Raw genomic sequence first — 19961 nt, 5'->3', positions numbered from 1 at the left:
GCAACCATGATGCGCGCGCCGGTCGAGCCGGCCGACGACGCGCCGCATCTTCTGCTGGTCGACGACGACCGCCGCATTCGCGACCTGTTGTCGCGCTTTCTCTCCGGCGAAGGCTACCGGGTCACGACGGCAATGAGCGCCACCGATGCGCGCGCCAAGCTGCTCGGGCTGCATTTCGACCTGCTGATCCTCGACGTGATGATGCCCGGCGAGAACGGCTTCGACCTCGCCCGCTTCATCCGCAGCTCCTCGACGGTGCCGATCATCATGCTGACCGCCCGCCACGAGGCGGAAGCCCGCATCGAGGGCCTGCAGATCGGCGCCGACGATTATGTCGCCAAGCCATTCGAGCCGCGCGAGCTGGTACTCCGGATCGGCAATATCCTCAAGCGCACCGCGCCGCCGCAGGTCGCGGTCGTCGAGCAGATCGCGTTCGGCCCCTATATTTTCCACATCGAGCGCAGCGAACTGCGTCAGGGCGAGGAGATCATCCACCTCACCGATCGCGAGCGCGAGATGCTGCGCATCCTCGCCAGCGCGCCCGGCGAGACCGTGCCGCGCGCCGAGTTGACCTCCGGCGGCACCGTCAACGAACGCGCGGTCGACGTGCAGATCAACCGCCTGCGCCGCAAGATCGAGCACGATCCTGCCAATCCGCTGTTTCTGCAGGCGGTGCGCGGCATCGGCTATCGCCTGGTGGCTTCGCCCTGAGCATGACCCAGAAAGTAGCCCGCATGAGCGAAGCGATATGCGGGGTTGGCAAGCCCCGGATATCGCTCGCTCATCCGGGCTACGAAATCCCATCGCTCAATAAGTATCGAACATGAGCACGCTCGACTCCGGCCTGACCCTGATCCGCAACGCCTCGCAGCGCGTCTCGAAGGCGAACGGCTGGATGGGCAACGCGTTCAAGAGCTGGATGCCGACCGGCCTCTATGCCCGCGCGCTGTTGATCATGATCGTGCCGATGGTGATCCTGCAGACCGTGGTGGCGTTCGTGTTCATGGAGCGGCACTGGAACACGGTGACGCGGCGCCTGTCGGCCGCGGTGGTGTCCGATATCGCCGCGCTGATCGACGTCTACAAGAGCTACCCGCAGGACAAGGACCGCGCGCAGCTTCGCCGCATCGCCCAGAAACTGCAGCTGGTGGTCGACTTCCTTCCCGCCGGCGACATGCCGCCGCCGGGGCCGAAGCCGTTCTTCTCGCTGCTCGACCAGACGCTGTCGGTGCAGCTCGGCCGCCAGATCAGCCGCCCGTTCTGGATCGACACCGTCGGTAAATCCAATTTGGTCGAGATCCGCGTGCAGCTCGACGATTCGGTGATGCGGATCTTCGCCCAGCGCAGCGCGGCCTACGCCTCCAATTCGGAGATCTTCATCTTCTGGATGCTCGGCACCTCGACGATCCTCCTGATCGTCGCCGTGCTGTTCCTGCGCAACCAGATCAAGCCGATCCTGCGGCTCGCCGACGCCGCCGAAAGTTTCGGCAAGGGCCGCGAGGCGCCGAACTTCCGGCCACGCGGCGCGCGCGAGGTGCGGCGCGCGGCGCAGGCCTTCATCGAGATGAAGGCGCGCGTCGAACGTTCGATCGAGCAGCGCACCGCGATGCTCGCCGGTGTATCGCATGATCTGCGCACCATCCTGACCCGGTTCAAGCTCGAGCTTGCCCTGATCGGCGAAGGCCCCGAGATCGACGCGATGCGCAAGGACGTCGACGAGATGTCGATGATGCTGGAGGACTACCTTGCCTTCGCGCGCGGCGATTCCGGCGAGGTCGCGCAGCCGACCGACATGGCGTTGGCGCTGGAGGAATTGCGCAGCGACGCCGAACGCCACGGCCACACCGCGACCGTTGCATTCCACGGCCTGCCCGTCGTCACGGTGAAGCCGGCCTCGTTCAAGCGCTGTCTCGCCAATCTCGTCTCCAACGCGGCGCGCCACGCCAACACCATCTCGATCACCGGCCATCGCGACCATCGCTATCTCAACGTCACGGTCGACGACGACGGGCCGGGCATCCCCGCCGACATGCGCGAGGAAGTGTTCAAGCCGTTCCTGCGGCTCGACGATGCCCGCAACCAGGACGAAGGCGGCACCGGGCTCGGGCTTGCGATCGCCCGCGACATCGCCCGCTCGCATGGCGGAGACATCATGCTCAGCGAAAGTCCGATGGGCGGCCTGCGCGCCGTCGTGCGGGTGCCGGTGTAACCTACCAGCGGTAGGATAAGGTGCCGATGACCTGTCGCCGTTCGCCGGCATAACAGTAACCGGACTGGCAGGTCTGGTAGTGCGTATCGAACAGATTGGTGGCGTTGACGCGCATCGTGGCGCCGAGGAAGCGGCGGTCCAGCTTGCCCAGATCGTAATCGATCACCGCGTCGAACAACGTCGTCGCAGCGTTCTGGAACGTGTTCTGGTCGTTGCCGAAGTTCGTGCCGATATAACGCACGCCGAGACCAAGCCCGAGGCCTTCGACGGGCACGCCGGACTGGAACGTATACTTGCCGAAGGCGGCGAAGGAATTCCTCGGAATGCCGGAGAGCTCATTGCCGGTCGTATCGGGATTGCCCTGCGTGATCACGACGTTGAGATGGGTGTAGGCGGCGGTGAGATCAAATCCCTGCTTGAGCGCGAGCTTCGCCTCGAGCTCCACACCCTTGGATTCGACCTGCCCGGTCGCTGCCTGGAATGCCATGTTGTTCGGATCGGTACGCAGCACATTGTCCTGCGTGATGTCGAACACCGCGGCGGTCAACAGCACCGGAACGTTCGGCATCTGGTACTTGATGCCCACTTCCTTCTGCTCGCCGGTGGTCGGCCTGAACGGCAATCCGGATGCGTCGACGCCGACCTGCGGGGCGAATGCCGTCGCGTAGCTGATATAGGGCGCAATGCCGTTGTCGAAGACGTAGCTCAGGCCCGCACGGCCCGTGAAGGCGGTCGCCTTCTGCGTTGACGGCACGCCGTCGAGACCCGCGGTCGTGGTCTGCGACACCCAGCTCTGGCGGCCGTTGAGCGTCAGAATAAAGCCTCCGAGCTTGGCCTGCTCCTGCGCATAGACACCGACCTCGTCGGTCGACTGCTTGTTGAAGATCGAGAATGCCGGCGTCGCGATGGCCTGGGCGCCGTAGTTCATGGTCAGGAGATTGAGATCGGGCGCCGGGCCGTAACCGATCTTGTCGTTGTAGTAGGAGTGACCGTAGTCGACGCCGAACAGCACGGTATTCTTGATCGCGCCGAGCATGAACTTGGCCTCGGCCTGATTGTCGAGCGTCACCGTGTTGAAGCTGTCCAGGATCCGCCACGCGGACCGCGACGCCAGATTGGTGCTGCTGTCGATTGAATCGATCTCGGTGTATTTCGCGTCGACGTCGACCTGGTAGAAGCGGAAGTTCTGCCGCACCGTCCACACGTCGTCGACATTGTGCTCGAACGCGTAACCGATGCGATATTGCTTCTGATCCATCGCGCTGAACGCCGGATCATTCGAATAGATGTTGGTCAACTGTCCGTCAGGCGTGCGGAAGTTGCCGATGCTCGCGGCGGTTCGGCTGCTTTGATATTCGCTCAGGATGGTGAAGGACGTGTCGGCGTCGGGCCGCCAGGTCAGCGCCGGCGCGATATAGGCGCGATCGTCGTCGTTGCCGGGGTACCAGGTCTTTGCGTCGCGAAGCAGGCCCGTCAGCCGGTAGTACAGCTGATCGCTGCCGGGCACCGGACCACCGACATCGAAACTGCCCTGGTAACGGTCGTAGGTGCCGCCCTGCAGCTGCACCTCACCGAATGCCGTCAACGGCGGCCGCTTGGTCGTGACATCCACGATGCCTCCCGGAGAGCCGAGGCCATAGAGGCCCGAGGCTGGTCCGCGGAGGATCGACACGCTGTCGAGACCGTAGGGTTCGATCTTGGGAATTGCGAAGTTGCCGCCGCCCTGGCGCAGGCCGTCGCGATAGATCCCTGTATAGGTCGCGTCGAAGCCACGGATGTAGAAACTATCGAACCTTGGATCATAGCCGAACGCCGTGGTCGTCACGCCGGGCGTGTAGCTGACGGCGTCCTTGAGCGTCTGAACGTTGCGATCCCTTAGCTCCTTTTGCGTCACGACCGAAAGCGACTGCGGCGTTTCGATCAGCGCTGTGCTGGTCTTGGTGCCGGCAGTGCTGGCGGTCGCGACGTAACCCGTCGTCGTACCGATCGCGCCACCTGTGCCTTGCGACCGCGGAGCCTGACTCTGGGCGGACGCCGAGGCACTGCGGCGCCGGTTCGCCGCGACCGCGCGCGAAGTCCTGGTATTCTGACTTGAAACGACGGCACCGCGCTTTTTTGCGGCGCCAGGTTCATCCACCGTCACTGCGGGAAGTTCGCTGACATTGCTCTGCGGAGGACTTGTCTGCGCCTGAGCGCTGGCGACGTCTGCACCCATTGGCACAAGTATGACCGAACCGAGTAGCGCCGCATTGATCGCAGCCGTTGATGCGAGCAAGCCGCGCTTGCTCCGCAACGAAGCCATTCCCACCGAACAAATCCCCACATTGCCTTACGCCGACATCGATCGAGTCGCGTTTGCGACAAGGCCGGCATCGATTGGGGCGGACTTCTATCGGCGGGATGATCGAAATTCCACACGCGCAAAATAGAATCGATGGAAGCAGAAACGAAGCGCAACACTGGAGTGATTCAAGATGCGCAACGCTGGAACGATTCAAAACGACATGTTGGCGCGTCAGGCTTTCGACACAACGAATGCGAATGCGATGCGCGTCGTCTCTCGCAGAGAGTCTCGAACGCGGGAGCACGCGGCGATCATTCGATGATGTTGCATCCGTCGACGTCATCGCGCGCCAAGGAGCGCACGAACGCGGTGAACCGTCATCCCCGCGCAAAGGCTTCGCCTTTGCGCGGGGATGACGGGGAGGGATCGGATGGATTTCACATCGCCTCAGCGCAAGATTGCTTTGCAATTTTGTCGCGAGCTACTCGAAGTGATGGTGGTGCAAGCTGCGCAGCCTCTCAGCATGCGAGGCGATGCATTCGGGCGCCCGGCAACAGCCGGATGCGCTGCGCGCTACTTCTGCTTGGGCATGAGGCCCTTCAGCTTTTCCATGTCCTTGACGTTCATCTTCATGCCGCCGGGCATGATGATGTCGCCGGCCTTCTGGTCGCTCTTGCAGGCGCCGAGCCATTTCGCCTCGATGGTCATCGTGGTGTCACGCGAGCCGGCCGCGCCGCCCTCGGCATGCGAGGTGCTCTTCACCGTGTAGGCGGAATTGAAATCGCCGACGATCTCGGCATGGCTCTGCATCGTCATGCCGGCGACGCTGCAGACGCTGTCGCTGACATAGCCGGTCGCGGTCTTCTGGATATCCTGCTTCGAGCAGACTTCCTTGGCCATCGGCGAGGCCGCCGCGCTCATCTCCTTGTCGGTGGTCTCGTCGGTGCAGTGCTGCATGGTGATTTCGGGCATCGGCCCGCCGGTGCGCACCATCTTCATCTCCCACAGACCGGCCTTGCGGATCGGCAGGTCGACGGCACTTGCGGCGCCAGCGGACAGGACAAGGCACACAGCCGAACCAAGCAAGGCAAGCTGTCGGGTCATGCGGTCGGCTCCCGGCTGAACGATCGAAAGATCCGGTGCGCGCTCAGTAGAGCGTGCGCAGCGGCCTCTGGGCTGCGCCATAGGGCACCCAGCGACAGGCGAAAGAGATGTAGCCGCCCGGATAGTTCTGCATCGCAAGGAACTTAACCACCTTGCCGTAGGAGGCGCAGTGATCGACTGCGAGTTGCCGGGCGTCGCTCTGGGTCGCCAGCGTATAGGCGATGATACCGCCGGTATCATTGCCCTTGAACGGCGGTACCGGCTGCATCCAATCCGCCCGCGCCGGCACAACGGCCAGCATCCCGCAAACGGCAACCAGGCACGCGGCCAATTTCCTTCGCATCGCAGACTCCATTTCGCTTCGAGCCAACATAGAGTGCGCCGGCGACCGTGAAAAGAACGAGCCGGCTCCCCAAAGTGGACTTCTCCGCAGGTGTTGCCGCCCTGCACTTGACCTTGCCGGGGCTTCGCGGCACCGTCCGCGGCATCGGATAATCGGGTGGATTCCCATGCGCAACCTGTTCAACTCCCGCAATAAACTCGGCCGCAAGCTCGGCCTCGGCGCCGCACTCGCGGTCGGCCTGCTGGCTTTCGGGGGTACGGCCCAGGCCGCCAATCCGCTCGAAATGAACTTCTGGCTGTCCGGCCCGCGCTATGACGGCAATGTGGCCCCATGCGAGAAGGCCCTGACGGTCATCAGCACGCAATTCCAGGAAAAGGAAGCCACCTTCTGGAATTCGCCGCTCGTGATCACCGGCTTCAACGGGATTCACGAAACCGCCTTCCGCCCCTGGCAGTCCGACAATATCCCGCGCCGTTATTGCACGGGCGAGGCGATGCTGAGCGACGGCAAAGTGCGCAAGGTGCACTATTCGATCATCGAGGACGGCGGCTTTGCCAGCATCAATCAGGGCGTCGAATGGTGCGTCGCGGGGCTCGACCGCAACTGGACCTATAACCCGTCCTGCAAGGCCGCGCGGCCCTGATCTCCGACCAGATTGCTAAAGCAGGAGCCGCCGCCATTTGGACGGCGGCTTTTTGTTCTTGAAATGTTCTCGCGGCCTGCTAGGCTCTGGGCGGTCGAGTGAGGGAGCGTTTTGATGCCTCGGTTGGACACGATTTCCCGATTTTTGATTTCGGTTGCCATTATTCTGTGCGGTGCGGTCGGGGCGTCGGCCCAGGATCGCCGCCAGAATGCGCCCGGTGAGTTCGATTTCTATGTGCTGTCGCTGTCGTGGTCGCCCTCGTTCTGCGAGGCGGCGAGCGAGCGCGGCAACAACGGCCGCGGCACGCAGGCGCAATGCGGCGGACGGCCCTATTCCTTCGTGGTGCACGGCCTGTGGCCGCAATATGAGCGGGGCTTTCCGGAATACTGCCAGCGGCCTTCGCCGCGACTCGCCCGCAGCATCATGAGCTCGATGCTCGACCTGATGCCGGCGCCCGGGCTGATCTACAACGAGTGGGACAAGCACGGCACCTGCTCCGGTCTCGGCGAGCGCGCCTATTTCGAAGCCATCCGCAAGGCCCGCGCCACGGTGAAGATCCCCGAGGAATTCCTGCAATTGTCGGAGCCGAAGACGGTCGCGCCCGACGAGCTGGAGACGGCATTCATCAAGGTCAATCCGGGCCTCAGCAACTCCGCGATCTCGGTGACCTGCGACAGCAAGCGGCTCAGCGAGGTGCGGATCTGCCTCAGCAAGGATCTGCAATTCCGCTCCTGCGAGGAAATCGACCGCCGCGCCTGCCGCCGCGATCAGGTGCTGATGCCGCCGGTTCGCGGCGGCTGAAACTCTGGGTCATGGCCGGCAGACCCGCGCTGCGCGTCGTCGCGCAGCATGTCCCGGCCACCTGCGCCATCGCGAAACAAGCAAGATAAGGCGCAGATGCCTGGGAGCCGGCTACGCCAAGGCTTCGCCGAGCTCGGACGTTACCCCCGCCGAAGCTTTAGCGAAGGCCGGGACAAGCCCGGGCATGACGAGTACAACATGCGCACCCTTTGGGAGCGCAGCACGATCATCACATGAACTACCGTCACGCCTTTCATGCCGGCAGCTTTGCCGACGTCATCAAGCACATCGTGCTGGTGCGCATGCTCACCTATCTGCAGGACAAGCCGGCGCCGTTCCGCGTCATCGACACCCATGCCGGCGCCGGTCTCTATGATTTGACGTCGAGCGAAGCGCAGCGCGGCGGCGAATGGCTCACCGGCATCGCGCGGCTGATGCAGGCGCGGCTCTCCGACCAGGCATTGCCGCTGATCGCGCCCTATCTCGACATCGTCAGAGCATTCAATCCGAAAGGCGAGCTGAAAGCCTATCCTGGTTCGCCGTTGATCGCGCGGGCGCTGCTGCGTCCGCAAGATCGCCTCACCGCCTGCGAGATCGAACCGACGGCGCGCAAACAACTGATCGACGCGCTGCGACGCGACGCGCAAGCGCGCGTCGTCGATCTCGACGGCTGGATGGCGCTGCCCGCATTCGTGCCGCCGAACGAACGGCGCGGCCTGGTGCTGATCGATCCGCCGTTCGAAGCGAAGGACGAGTTCGAGCGGCTGGCCAGTGCTTTCACGGAAGCGTACGCGAAGTGGCCGACCGGCTCGTATCTTTTGTGGTACCCCGTAAAAACCCGGAGAGCCACCGATGAGCTAACGCGCAGTGTGGCTGCTGCAGCAGCAAGCAGCCGGCCCGCCGGCAAATGCCTGCGATTGGAATTCAGTGTGGCACCGCAAGAAGCAGGCGCAGGCCTCGTTTCCACAGGGCTTTTGCTGGTGAATCCGCCGTGGACGCTGGCGAATGAGTTGAAGATCATCCTGCCCGAACTCGAGAAGCCGCTCGGTCAAGGCGGCGCGGGACGCTTCAGACTCGAGACGCCTAAACCATGATCGACAACCTCCTACTGAAAAGTTCAATTTTGAGCATAGGCAATTTGCGCGGAACCGTATTATGCTCATCCTGTTACGACTGGCTTTACGTTCCGCTTCCGCGAATGGTTGCGGCGGAGTGACAAGGCCGAAATAAATCCAGGCAGACCGGCGGCGTGACGCCGGCCTGTTCAGGTGGCCAAGCTTCCGACAAGCGAATGTCGGTCAACCGCTACGCGGCGTGCGCGTAGCGGTGGAGCAATACGGGGGAGGAGTTTCCCGATGGCCATGACTGGGACAGTCAAGTTCTTCAACGGAGAGCGTGGCTACGGCTTCATCAAGCCTGATGATGGCGGCCGCGATGTGTTCGTTCACATCACAGCTGTCGAGCGTGCAGGATTGAAGGACCTGACTGAAGGACAACGCATTACGTTCGAGGTTGAGCCCGACAAGAAGGGCAAGGGCCCGAAGGCGGTCAACCTGGTGGTCTCATGACGAGCGCTCGCGATGCGCGGCTCGGAATGAACACCGAATGAGGCGTTGCGTGTGAGTTGGCTGCCGAGCGCGTGGCTGGCGCTCGCTGGATGACCACCTGCATGATGCGGACGCGACCGGCGGAGCCGCATATCCCACACGTGCGGCCCACCGATTGGATTCGCGCACGCCGCGGCATGCATGTCGCATGCGCGACGTTGAGATCATCAACACAAAGAAAAACCCGGCCGCGCAAGGCGCGGCCGGGAGTTGATGGTTGACGTTTTCTTGTTCTCAGAAGTGATAGTTGATGCCGGCGCGAACCAGGCTGAAGCTGTAGCCGTTCGACACACCACCGGTGATCGTGAAATTGCTGTTGGCAAGGTCGACGTAGAGATACTCGATCTTGGCGCTCCAGTGCGGGGCAAAGCCCATTTCGGCGCCGGCACCGACGGTGAAGCCCGCATTGGTGTGGCTCTCCGTGATGCCGAACGTCTCGCCGCGCAGTTCGCCGAAGGCGAGACCGCCGGTCGCGTAGAACAGCACGTTATTGACCGCATAGCCGGCGCGGCCGCGCACCGTGCCGAACCACGGGTTGGAGAACTTCCACGGCGCGAACCGGTCGTCGGCTGTGGTGCCCTGGATATCGGCCTCGATACCGAACACCCAGGGGGAGCCGTTCTGGAAGTTGTAGCCGGCCTGTACACCGCCGACGAAACCGGACGGCTTGGTCGGGTTGTTCTCCACCGAGCCCCAGCCATAGCCGACATTGCCGCCGAGATAGGGGCCGGCCCAGCTATAGGCATTGAGCGGCTGATAGACGGTATAGGGCGATCCGTAATTGAGGTCGGCCGACGCGGCCGAGGTCGTCCAGCCTGCAACGATCAGTGCCAGCGCACGCGCAACAAACCGGGTCATTGGTACTCTCCAGAACGCAACTGCCGCAGCCCGCCGGCGAGGGCCGGCGTGGTTACGGAATTCCACTTTTTTCGCTAAGGTTTATCGAGAGTTTTAAGTTAAAGGGCTGTTAAGCCGGGTTACCGGCCCGCTCATCAGTCTTAACAAGGTGTTACGCACCCCCTCCCGGCGCCCGTGCGGGGCCGGTAACCTCCTGCAATCGAGGTGCTTTTTGTAGGTGCCGTCAACGCTGGCGACCGCTCGCCCAAGCACTTAGTTTACGGCCCATGGTTCACGATTCTCCCGAGCGCCCGACGCCGGCCCCCAAGGTTGACTCCAAGGCTGCCCCCAAGCCACGGCGCGGTTCGAAGTCCGACCTGCCGCAGGACGATCTGACGCTCGATACAAGCGACGTCGATCCCGAAACCTCCGCCGCCGAGGAGGAGGACGAGGCGCGCCTGCCCGAGACTTCGGAGGACGCCGCCGAGGCGGTCGCCGAGGGCACGCTCTCGGTCGGGCATGCCGCGATCGAGAACGCGGTCCGCCTCGCCCCGACCTCGCCCGGCGTCTACCGCATGCTCAACGCCGCCAACGACGTGCTCTATGTCGGCAAGGCGAAGAACGTCAAAAAGCGGCTGTCGTCCTATGCGCGGGCCAACGCGCCGCTGCCGGCGCGCATCCTGCGCATGATCGCGGCGACCACGCAGGTCGAGATCGTCTCGACCATGACCGAGACCGAGGCGCTGCTGCTCGAAGCCAATCTGATCAAGCAGCTCCGTCCGCGCTTCAATGTGCAGCTGCGCGACGACAAGTCGTTTCCCTATATTCTGATCACCGGCGACCATTGGGCGCCGCAGATCCTCAAGCATCGCGGCGCGCAGTCGCGGCCCGGGCGCTATTTCGGCCCGTTCGCCAACGCAGGCGCAGTCAACCGCACCATCACGGCGCTGCAGCGCGCGTTTCTGATCCGCTCCTGCACCGACGGCTTCTTCGAAAGCCGCAGCCGGCCCTGCCTGCTCTATCAGATCAAGCGCTGCGCCGGCCCCTGCACGCGCGAGATCGACTTCCCCGGCTATAGCGAACTGGTGCGCGAGGCGACCGAATTCCTCTCCGGCCGCAGCCACGCCGTGAAGGAACTGCTCGCGGCCGAGATGGAGAAGGCCTCCGGCGAGCTCGAGTTCGAAACCGCGGCGCTGTACCGCGACCGTCTCGCGGCGCTGTCGGCGATCCAGTCGCAGCAGGGCATCAATCCGCGCACGGTCGAAGAGGCCGATGTGTTCGCAATCCACCAGGAGGGCGGCTACTCCTGCGTCGAGGTGTTCTTCTTCCGCACCGGCCAGAACTGGGGCAACCGCGCCTATTTCCCGAAGGCCGAGAAGAGCTTCACGCCCGAGGAGGTGCTGTCCTCGTTCCTCGCGCAATTCTACGACGACAAGCCGCCGCCGAAGCTGATCCTGCTCTCGCACGAGATCGAGGAAAGCGCGTTGCTCGCCGACGCGCTGTCGGTCAAGGCCGGATCCAAGATCGAGGTCACCGTGCCGAAGCGCGGCGAGAAGAAGGAGCTGATCGGCCACGCCCTCACCAACGCGCGCGAGGCGCTCGGGCGCAAGCTCGCCGATACCGCGACGCAAAGCCGGCTGCTGGAGGGCATGGTCTCGACGCTCGGCCTGCCGCACACACCCAAGCGGATCGAGGTCTACGACAACAGCCACATCCAGGGCACCAACGCGGTCGGCGCGATGATCGTGGCGGGACCCGACGGGTTCATGAAGAACCAGTACCGCAAGTTCAACATCAAGTCCGAAGGGCTGACGCCGGGCGACGATTACGGAATGATGCGCGAGGTGCTGGAACGTCGCTTCAAGCGGTTGCTGAAGCCGCCGGAGGGCGAGGCCGCTGCCAAGACGAAGGCGGATGACGATTCGTTCCCGCAATGGCCCGACCTCGTCATCATCGACGGCGGCCGCGGCCAGCTCAACGCGGTCCGGGAGATCTTCCAGAATCTCGGGCTGACCGAGGTCTCGCTGATGGCGGTGGCCAAGGGTCCGGAGCGCGATGCCGGGCGCGAAACCCTGTTCATGCCCGACCGCGAGGCCATCAAGCTGGAGCCCCGCGACCCGGTGCTGTATTTCATCCAGCGGCTGCGCGACGAGGCCCACCGCTTCGTGATCGGCTCGCATCGCAAGCTGCGCAAGAAGGACATCCGCGAGGCCGGACTGCAGGAGATCCCGGGCATCGGCCCGTCCCGCAAGCGTGCCTTGCTGCACCACTTCGGAACGCTCAAGGAGATCGAGCGGGCCTCGATCGCCGACCTCGGCAAGGTTCCCGGCGTCAGCGCCGAGAGTGCGCGCAAGATTTTCGAGTTTTTCCACGCCCAGCCGGGTTAAACCAAAGGCGAGTCATCAGGGCGTCGCCTGCGACAGGGCATCTAGGGCATGATGCGGAAAAGTGTGAGGCAGTTATCCGAAAAGATCATGCTTAAACAACGAGCTAAGGCGCTATGACGATGCAGCGCAATCTGGTCGCGCTTGACGCGTCCGCACGGTTGACCTTCTCGCTTCAGCGGTATTGGTAGAACGGATGAACATCGCCACGACCCGGGGACAGACCAAGACCATGTCCCTCCCGAATATCCTGACCTACGCCCGGATCGCCGCGATCCCCGTGGTGATCGGCTGCGTCTACTGGCAATCGATCCTGGACGGCCCGTTGTGGCTGCGCTGGGTGGCGCTGGCCGTGTTCATTGCGGCGGGAATCACCGACTATCTCGACGGCTATTATGCCCGGATCTGGGACCAGCAGTCCGCCTTCGGCCGGATGCTCGATCCGATCGCCGACAAGCTCCTGGTCGCCTCCAGCCTTCTGATGCTGGCCGCCGACAATTCGATCCATGGCTGGACGCTGTGGGCGGCGATCGTGATCCTGTGCCGCGAGATCCTGGTCTCGGGCCTGCGCGAATATCTCGCAGGGCTCAGGGTCAGCGTTCCCGTCACCAAGCTGGCGAAATGGAAGACGACGATCCAGCTGGTGGCGATCGGCTTTCTGATTGCCGGCGAAGCGGGCGAGCAGGTCTTCCCGGCCACCACCCTGATCGGCATCGTGCTGCTCTGGATGTCGGCTATCTTCACGATCTACACCGGCTGGGATTACTTCCGTGCTGGCATCCATCACCTCATCAAGGAGGATGAGGGATGAAGCTGAAATATTTCGCATGGGTGCGTGAACGCGTCGGCAAGGCTGAAGAGATCGTCGAGCCGCCGGCTGAGGTGCGCACCGTCGGCGACCTGATCGGCTGGCTTGCGGCGCGCGACGATGCCTACGCCTATGCCTTCGAGAAGCCGACGGTGATCCGCGCCGCGATCGACCACGCCCATGTCAAATCGGACGCGGCGATCTCCGGCGCCGGCGAGATCGCGTTCTTTCCGCCAATGACCGGCGGCTAGGATAGCGTTTTCGAGCGAAGTGGGTACCGGTTCGCGTGAAGAAAACGCGTCAAGCAAAGAAGTCCACATGACCGTCGCAGCGACCATCCGTATCCAGCAAGCCGACTTCGACGTCGCGCAGGAGATCGCGGCCTTGAGCAGGGGCCGCACCGATGTCGGCGCGGTCGTCAGCTTCAGCGGCATCTGCCGCGGCAGCGAGCAGGGCGAGCCGATCGCGGCGCTGACGCTCGAACATTATCCGGGCATGGCGGAAGCCGAGATTGGACGCCACGCCGACGAGGCGCTGGCGCGCTGGCCGTTGCAGGGCCTCACCATCATCCATCGCTTCGGCCGCATCGCGCCGGGCGAGAACATCGTGCTGGTCGTGACCGCCTCGGCGCACCGGCAGGCCGCGTTCGAGGCCGCCGAGTTCCTGATGGACTATCTGAAGACCAGCGCACCGTTCTGGAAGCGCGAGGAAAGCGCGCGCGGCGCGAGCTGGATCGAGGCGCAGGGTCATGACGACGCGGCCGCCGCGCGCTGGACCAAATCCTGATGGCCAAGCGCAGCAAAGTGCCGGCCAGGCGCAGCCCCGCCGTGCCGAAAGCGCCGAAAGTCGGCGCCGGCGAGCTGCAGACCCTGTTTGATTTCCTGCGCTATGCGACGAGCCGCTTCAACGCGGCGAAGCTCGTGTTCGCGCACGGCACCACCGATCCGGTGGCCGAGGCCGCGTTCCTGATCTGCGAAACGCTGCACCTGCATCCCGACCAGTTCGAGACCTTCGCCACCGCGCGCGTCACCGTGGCCGAAGGCAAGCAGATCCTCGACCTGATCGAGCGCCGGATCGCGACGCGGAAGCCGGCCGCCTATCTCGTCAACAAGGTCTATATGCGCGGCCTGCCGTTCTATGTCGACGAGCGCACCATCGTGCCGCGCTCCTTCGTCGGCGAATTGCTGGATTCGCATTTCGGCGGCGACGAGGACGGCACCTCGCTGATCGGCGATCCCGAGGAGGTCGAACGCGTGCTCGACCTCTGCACCGGCTCCGGCTGCCTCGCGATCCTGGCCGCCCGGCATTTCCCCAACGCCGCGGTCGATGCCGTCGATATTTCAAAGGACGCGCTCGAGGTCGCCGCGCGCAACGTCGCCGACCACGGCCTCGACGGTCGCCTGACGCTGCATCGCGGCGACCTGTTCAAGCCGCTCGGCGGCAGCAGATACGATCTCATCATCTCGAACCCGCCCTATGTCGACGCCGAAGGCATGGCGGCGTTGCCGCGCGAGTGCCGTGCCGAGCCGAAGATCGCGTTCGATGGCGGCGCCGACGGGCTCGACATCGTCCGCCGCCTGCTCGATGAGGCGAGGCAACATCTGACCCCGCAGGGCGGGCTGCTCTGCGAGATCGGCCGCGGCCGCGACAATCTCGAGGCCGCCTATCCGAACCTGCCGCTGCTCTGGCTCGACACCGAGGACTCCGAGGGCGAGGTGTTCTGGATCGCTGCCGCGGACCTCTGACCGGCGTGCCGCCGCCGGCTCCGGCGCTTTACGGAGCCCGACCCCGGCGAAACGAAAATCGTGTGCAGTTCCAGCCGGTTCCGAAGATCGCTGGCCCGTCGAATCAACAATGGTGCTAAGGTCGCGGTCCGGGGACGTTCGGACAGAGGGCGCGGGCGCGCGACATGATTCGCATTTCGACGATCTTCATCGCCATCTGCATGGTGCTGGTCGCAGCCTCGCTCGGCTTCGTGCTGTATTCGGTGGCGGGCATCAGCGGATCGGAATCGGCGATCGTGGCGCTCACCGCCCTCACCTGCCTGATCCTCTACAACGCGGTCTCGATGCGGCTGCGTGACCGCAGCGACGTCGGCGGCCAGATCGCGGATCTGTCGCGCGGCACCGCCGACCTTGCCCGCCAGGTCGCCGAATTCGGCCGCCGGCTGGCCGCGGTCGAAGGCCGCGTCGCCTCGGCCAACTCCACCGGCGCCGACCGGATGCAGGGCATGGCCGGCGAGATCAGCGAACTCGGCGGACTGGTGCGGCAGCTCGCGGCATCCGTCGCGCATCATGAGGATCTGCTGGCGGCGGCTCCGGCGATGCAGCCGGTCGCGTCCCCGCGTGACGATGTGTTGCAACGGGTTGCGCCGGCGCCGACCGTCGTGGTTGCGCCTCCGCCGCCACCTGCGGCTCCGCCGGAGGTCTCGCGCAGCCAGACCCAACTCATCGGCGCGATCAAGCAGGCCATCGACGAGAACCGCCTCGACATCTACCTGCAGCCGATGGTGACGCTGCCGCAGCGCAAGGTGCGCTACTACGAGGCGGTGACGCGGCTGCGCGACGAGCGCGACCAGGTGCTGGCCGCCGAGGATTTCATCGAGGCGGCCGAAGCCGGCGGCCTGATCGGCCGCATCGATCACATGGTGATGCTTCGCTGCGTCCAGGTGCTGCGCCGCCTGATGATCCGCAGCAAGGATGTCGGCGTGTTCTGCAACGTCTCGGCGGCGACGCTGTCCAACCAGGCGCATTTCACCCAGTGTCTCGACTTCCTCGAGGCCAACCGCGCGCTGGCGCCGTCCTTCGTGCTCGAGTTCAAGCAGGCGACCTTCCGCAATCTCGGCGGGACCGAGAGCGAAAACCTCGCGGCGCTGGCACAGCGCGGCTACCGGTTCTCGATCGACCATGTCAGCGACCTTCGCCTCGAGCCGCGCGAGCTCGCCGATCGCGGCGTCCGCTTCATCAAGGTGCCGGCGGCGCTGCTGCTCGACGCCAGGCAGATCGCGAGCACCGATATCCATCCGTCCGATCTGTCCGACCTGCTCGGCCGCTACGGCATCGACCTGATCGCCGAACGGATCGAGGGCGAACGCTCGGTGGTCGATCTGCTCGACTACGATGTCCGGTTCGGCCAGGGGTTCCTGTTCGCGCCGCCGCGGCCGTTGCGGCCGGAGGGGGCATCTGCTACCGCCGAGGCTCCGCAGACCAACCCCCAGGATCTTAATGGCGCCAGCACTTCAGCCCCTGTCTCCAGCCCCGCAGCTCCGCCGCGCGCAACCGGCAGCGCCGCGCTGGCGCGCCGCGCCCTCGGTCCAAATTAGCCGGCAATTTGCATCATGACCTCACTGCGTTTCGTGGAGCAGCTGCGCGACCTCGTCGGCGGCGTCGATGTGGTGCTGTCGGACATCTGGGGCGTCGTGCACAACGGGCTCGAGTCCTTTCCCGAGGCCTGCGAGGCACTGCACACCTTCCGCCAGCAGGGCGGCACGGTCATCCTGATCACCAACGCGCCGCGGCCGGCCGATTCCGTGCAGCGCCAGCTGCGCAAGCTCGGCGTCGCCGACGAGACCTATGATGCGATCGTCTCCTCGGGCGACCTGACGCGCCACTTCGTCGCCGATCATCCCGGCCAGAAGATCTTCTGGATCGGCCCGGAGCGCGACAGCTCGATCCACCGCGGCCTCGACGCCACGCTGGTACCGCTGGAGCAGGCCGACTACATCATCTGCACCGGCCTGTTCGACGACGAGACCGAGTCGGCCGAAGACTATCGCGACACGCTGCTGAAGGCGCTCGAGCGCAAGCTCACACTGGTGTGCGCCAATCCCGATATCGTGGTCGAGCGCGGCGACCGGCTGATCTATTGCGCCGGGGCGGTCGCCGAACTCTATCGCGAGCTCGGCGGCGAGGTGATCTTCTACGGCAAGCCGCACCGGCCGATCTATGAGCACGCCATGGCGCTGGCCGCCGAGCGCCGCGGGCGTCCGACCGAGCTCAGCCGGGTGCTCGCGATCGGCGATTCCGTGCGCACCGATCTCACCGGCGCCCTTGGCTTCGGCATCGATCTCCTGTTCGTCACCCGCGGCATCCATTCCGAGCAGTTCGAGGGCATCGAGCAGCTCGATGCGGCCTCGATCAAGGAATTGTTCGGCCATCCGCCGCGCGCGCTGATGCGCGAGCTGAAGTGGTAGCGGCAAGCGACGCTGTCCCTCGCCCCGTTCTTCACCGGGTCGAGACGAGCGAAGCTCGCTCTTGGAGGGTTCGGTGAGCGGCTGCCTCCCCAGGCGCCGGATGCCGAGAGACCTGTACCCCCTCACCCGGATTGCATCTCTCGATGCAATCCGACCTCTCCCCGCAAGCGGGGCGAGGTGAAGGGGCGCGCCGCCAAAATATCGAAAACAACCCCATGCAAAGTAGCCCGTGGCGCGCGGGGTTCGCCAGTCGCCTTGACACGTCGGGCAACTCAGCGATACTCTTCTAATATTCCGAAATCGTGCAGCCGCCCCTCCCCCTCGTGTTGCACAAGCGGGGCGGGTAAAGGGAAGCGTGATCAAATGCAAATGCCCGGGACATCTAGCGCGAAGACGCGCTTCTGCCCGGGCATGCGTGAATTTCAGCCGATGCGATCGATGTCGGGCGGTTATGCCGTCGCCATGTCCGGGAACACCGCCTCGATCTTGGTCTTCAGCGTGGCCGCGTTGAACGGCTTGACGATGTAGTTGTTCACGCCGGCCTTCTTGGCCGCGATCACGTTCTCGGTCTTGGATTCCGCCGTGATCATGATGAAGGGCGTGGTCGCGAGGTTGGGATCGGCGCGGACTTCCTTGAGCAGGTCGTAGCCGGTCATCGGCTCCATGTTCCAGTCGGAAATCACCAGGCCATACTTCTTGCCGCGCATCTTGTTCAGCGCTGCGGAGCCGTCGGAGGCATCGTCGATATTTTCAAATCCAAGCTGCTTGAGAAGATTCCGGATGATGCGGATCATGGTGCTGTAATCATCAACCACCAGAACCGGCATGGACAAATCAACCGCCATCTTTCCCCCCAAAACACAAACGCAACTTGGCTTCTGCACGAACGCAGCTTTCCGCCAACGACTAACAGCAGCCGTTAAACAGCGCGTTAACCGGCTGAATCCGGATTGTTACGGATTTGACGCGATTTTCGTTAGCCTTGACTTCCACGCCGCCGCCGCGTCACGGTCCGGCCCGCACCAATCATGCTTAAGAATCCTTGAAGAATACCGCTCATGAGCACCGGCTTTACCGTTATCCGCGACAACACCCCCGCAAGCGCCATTCCGAAAGGCGCCGTGGTCGCGATGGGGAATTTCGATGGCGTCCATCTCGGTCACCGCGCCGTGATCGGCGCGGCGCTTGCGATGGGCAGAGCGCGCGGCGTGCCCGCGCTCGCCGTGACCTTCGAGCCGCATCCGCGCAGCTTCTTCAGCCCGAACACTCCGCAATTCCGTCTCACGGACGAGACCAACAAGCTGCGGCTGCTCGCGGCCACCGGCCTCGCGGGCGCCGTCGTCATGACGTTCGACAAGGCGCGCGCCGGGACCACGGCACAGGATTTCATTCACCATGACCTGATCGGCCGGCTCGGCATCAGCGGGATCGCGGTCGGCTACGACTTCCATTTCGGCAAGGGCCGGGTCGGCTCGCCGAGCCTCCTGGTCAGCGAAGCACCGCGGCTCGGCATCGAGGTCGATGTGCAGGCCCATGTCGACATCGAGGAGCGTCCGGTTTCCTCCAGTGCCATCCGCATGGCGCTCGCCGAAGGCGAGATCGCGGATGCGACCACGATGCTGGGCGGACCCTGGTTCGTCACCGGCAAGGTGGTCCACGGCGAGAAGCGCGGCCGAGATCTCGGTTACCCCACCGCCAATATCCGCCTCGACAAGCATTGCGGCTTGAAGCACGGCATCTACGCGGTGCGGGTCGGCAAGGGCTCGCAACGGTTCGACGGTGTCGCAAGCTTCGGGCGCCGGCCGACCTTCGACAACGGCGCGCCGCTGCTCGAGGTGTTCCTGTTCGACTTCAAGGGCGATCTGTACGACGCGGTCCTTGATGTCGCATTCATCGGTTTCATTCGCGAAGAGCTGAAATTCGACACCATCGAGGCGTTGATACGCCAGATGGATGACGACAGCGCCAAGGCGCGCGCGGTGCTGGCCGCGGCGCCCGACGCGTTCCCGCAGCTCGGAGTGATTGGTTGAACCGGACTGAAAAGCAAAAGATGCTGGCGGGCGAGCTGTATCGCCCGGATGCGGAGCTCGCCGCCGAGCATACAGCGGCGGAACAATGGATGGCACGCTACAATGCGTCGGGCGCGTCGTCCGCGGCCGAGTTGCACGCGCTGCTCGGCGAGCGCTTCCGCAAGGTCGGCAGGGATGCCGTGATACGCCCGCCGTTCTTCTGCGATTACGGCAGCAATATCAGCCTCGGCGACGGCGTGTTCCTCAACTTCAATTGCGTCATCCTCGACGTCGTCGAGGTCGCGATCGGCGATCGGACCCAGATCGGACCCGCGGTGCAGATCTATACCGCCGACCACCCGCGCGATGCCGAAACCCGCCGCGCCGGGCTGGAATTCGGCCGCCCGATCCGGATCGGCAGCGACGTCTGGATCGGCGGGGGTGCCATCATTCTGCCCGGCATCACGATCGGCGACGGCGCCCTGGTCGGGGCCGGCAGCGTGGTCACACGGAACGTCGCCCCCGGCGCGATCGTGGCGGGAAATCCGGCCCGGGCACGGCCGGCCTGAACCGCGCCATGCGCGGCCCTGCGAGCCACCGGGGGCTTTGCGATTTCCCCGTCCGGCTGCTATGGAAACCCCATGTTTTCGCGGCGCATCATACGGATTAGCGGCCCGGCTTCCGCCTGAGCCTGAAGGCTCGGCGCAAGACCGGGACTTCGCCGTTTCACCCGCGATTGA

Annotated in this window: 20 protein-coding genes; 15 read left to right on the top strand and 5 right to left on the bottom strand. The window is 64.4% G+C overall.

Going from position 1 to position 19961, the window contains the following annotated elements; genetic code table 11:
* Positions 1 to 6 precede the first annotated feature (6 nt).
* A complete protein-coding gene (locus tag ACVI1L_RS20650) occupies positions 7 to 711 on the top strand; it encodes a response regulator (protein WP_038377300.1) in 705 nt (234 codons plus the stop codon).
* A gap of 112 nt (positions 712 to 823) precedes the next feature.
* On the top strand, positions 824 to 2209 hold the full coding sequence (locus ACVI1L_RS20645) for an ATP-binding protein (RefSeq protein ID WP_028333083.1): 1386 nt from the start codon (positions 824 to 826) through the stop codon (positions 2207 to 2209).
* Between the two features lies 1 nt (position 2210).
* Here the strand turns inward: ACVI1L_RS20645 and ACVI1L_RS20640 are convergent, their stop codons facing one another.
* The 3 genes from ACVI1L_RS20640 to ACVI1L_RS20630 form a co-directional block, all read right to left on the bottom strand.
* Positions 2211 to 4346 (bottom strand): TonB-dependent siderophore receptor, encoded by a 2136-nt coding sequence (locus ACVI1L_RS20640; protein ID WP_456783647.1) that lies wholly within the window; start codon positions 4344 to 4346, stop codon positions 2211 to 2213.
* 720 nt (positions 4347 to 5066) lie between these two features.
* Positions 5067 to 5597, bottom strand: coding sequence for a DUF3617 domain-containing protein (locus ACVI1L_RS20635; RefSeq protein ID WP_168856572.1), 531 nt, complete (start codon positions 5595 to 5597; stop codon positions 5067 to 5069).
* 43 nt (positions 5598 to 5640) lie between these two features.
* The gene (locus ACVI1L_RS20630; protein ID WP_028341043.1) at positions 5641 to 5940 is read right to left on the bottom strand and encodes a hypothetical protein; all 300 of its coding nucleotides are present in this window, start codon (positions 5938 to 5940) and stop codon (positions 5641 to 5643) included.
* 166 nt (positions 5941 to 6106) lie between these two features.
* Here ACVI1L_RS20630 and ACVI1L_RS20625 point away from each other — a divergent pair, with 166 nt between their 5' ends.
* From ACVI1L_RS20625 to ACVI1L_RS20610, 4 genes are all read left to right on the top strand, one after another.
* Positions 6107 to 6583 (top strand): hypothetical protein, encoded by a 477-nt coding sequence (locus tag ACVI1L_RS20625; protein ID WP_456783646.1) that lies wholly within the window; start codon positions 6107 to 6109, stop codon positions 6581 to 6583.
* 114 nt (positions 6584 to 6697) lie between these two features.
* Positions 6698 to 7384 carry a ribonuclease T2 family protein gene (locus ACVI1L_RS20620; protein WP_057016621.1) on the top strand — a complete coding sequence of 229 codons (687 nt, stop codon included), beginning with the start codon at positions 6698 to 6700 and terminating at the stop codon, positions 7382 to 7384.
* A 233-nt stretch (positions 7385 to 7617) separates the two neighbouring features.
* Positions 7618 to 8478 (top strand): 23S rRNA (adenine(2030)-N(6))-methyltransferase RlmJ, encoded by an 861-nt coding sequence (locus ACVI1L_RS20615; RefSeq protein WP_057016622.1) that lies wholly within the window; start codon positions 7618 to 7620, stop codon positions 8476 to 8478.
* Between the two features lie 261 nt (positions 8479 to 8739).
* Complete coding sequence (locus tag ACVI1L_RS20610) at positions 8740 to 8952, top strand: cold-shock protein (protein WP_016844477.1); 213 nt, start codon at positions 8740 to 8742, stop codon at positions 8950 to 8952.
* A gap of 273 nt (positions 8953 to 9225) precedes the next feature.
* Here ACVI1L_RS20610 and ACVI1L_RS20605 read toward each other — a convergent pair whose 3' ends face one another.
* Positions 9226 to 9849: an outer membrane protein gene (locus tag ACVI1L_RS20605; RefSeq protein ID WP_016844476.1), complete on the bottom strand. Its 624-nt coding sequence runs from the start codon at positions 9847 to 9849 to the stop codon at positions 9226 to 9228.
* A gap of 266 nt (positions 9850 to 10115) precedes the next feature.
* Here ACVI1L_RS20605 and uvrC point away from each other — a divergent pair, with 266 nt between their 5' ends.
* The 7 genes from uvrC to ACVI1L_RS20570 all read left to right on the top strand — a co-directional run bounded on the left by uvrC (position 10116) and on the right by ACVI1L_RS20570 (position 17212).
* Positions 10116 to 12215, top strand: a complete 2100-nt coding sequence (uvrC, locus tag ACVI1L_RS20600; protein ID WP_456783645.1) for an excinuclease ABC subunit UvrC — start codon at positions 10116 to 10118, stop codon at positions 12213 to 12215.
* Positions 12216 to 12408: 193 nt separating this feature from the next.
* Positions 12409 to 13023: a CDP-diacylglycerol--glycerol-3-phosphate 3-phosphatidyltransferase gene (gene pgsA, locus ACVI1L_RS20595; protein WP_057016624.1), complete on the top strand. Its 615-nt coding sequence runs from the start codon at positions 12409 to 12411 to the stop codon at positions 13021 to 13023.
* Complete coding sequence (gene moaD, locus ACVI1L_RS20590; RefSeq protein WP_456783644.1) at positions 13020 to 13271, top strand: molybdopterin converting factor subunit 1; 252 nt, start codon at positions 13020 to 13022, stop codon at positions 13269 to 13271. The genes pgsA and moaD overlap by 4 nt, the downstream gene beginning before the upstream one ends.
* Before the next feature lie 67 nt (positions 13272 to 13338).
* Positions 13339 to 13806 carry a molybdenum cofactor biosynthesis protein MoaE gene (locus ACVI1L_RS20585; protein WP_076825543.1) on the top strand — a complete coding sequence of 156 codons (468 nt, stop codon included), beginning with the start codon at positions 13339 to 13341 and terminating at the stop codon, positions 13804 to 13806.
* Positions 13806 to 14765, top strand: coding sequence for a 50S ribosomal protein L3 N(5)-glutamine methyltransferase (prmB, locus tag ACVI1L_RS20580; protein WP_076825545.1), 960 nt, complete (start codon positions 13806 to 13808; stop codon positions 14763 to 14765). Before ACVI1L_RS20585 ends, prmB begins: the two co-directional genes overlap by 1 nt.
* A gap of 164 nt (positions 14766 to 14929) precedes the next feature.
* A complete protein-coding gene (locus ACVI1L_RS20575) occupies positions 14930 to 16342 on the top strand; it encodes an EAL domain-containing protein (protein WP_456783643.1) in 1413 nt (470 codons plus the stop codon).
* A 15-nt stretch (positions 16343 to 16357) separates the two neighbouring features.
* Complete coding sequence (locus ACVI1L_RS20570; RefSeq protein ID WP_456783642.1) at positions 16358 to 17212, top strand: TIGR01459 family HAD-type hydrolase; 855 nt, start codon at positions 16358 to 16360, stop codon at positions 17210 to 17212.
* A gap of 449 nt (positions 17213 to 17661) precedes the next feature.
* Here ACVI1L_RS20570 and ACVI1L_RS20565 read toward each other — a convergent pair whose 3' ends face one another.
* Positions 17662 to 18057: a response regulator gene (locus tag ACVI1L_RS20565; RefSeq protein ID WP_016844467.1), complete on the bottom strand. Its 396-nt coding sequence runs from the start codon at positions 18055 to 18057 to the stop codon at positions 17662 to 17664.
* A 213-nt stretch (positions 18058 to 18270) separates the two neighbouring features.
* Here ACVI1L_RS20565 and ACVI1L_RS20560 point away from each other — a divergent pair, with 213 nt between their 5' ends.
* Both ACVI1L_RS20560 and ACVI1L_RS20555 read left to right on the top strand, forming a co-directional pair.
* Positions 18271 to 19242, top strand: a complete 972-nt coding sequence (locus ACVI1L_RS20560) for a bifunctional riboflavin kinase/FAD synthetase (protein ID WP_076825550.1) — start codon at positions 18271 to 18273, stop codon at positions 19240 to 19242.
* Positions 19239 to 19790 carry a sugar O-acetyltransferase gene (locus ACVI1L_RS20555; protein ID WP_168856566.1) on the top strand — a complete coding sequence of 184 codons (552 nt, stop codon included), beginning with the start codon at positions 19239 to 19241 and terminating at the stop codon, positions 19788 to 19790. Before ACVI1L_RS20560 ends, ACVI1L_RS20555 begins: the two co-directional genes overlap by 4 nt.
* Positions 19791 to 19961 lie beyond the last annotated feature (171 nt).

The organism is Bradyrhizobium sp. USDA 4516 (genome assembly GCF_054055915.1).
The sequence above is the reverse complement of the archived record's forward strand: the minus strand, read 5'-3'. Positions and strand labels throughout refer to the sequence as shown.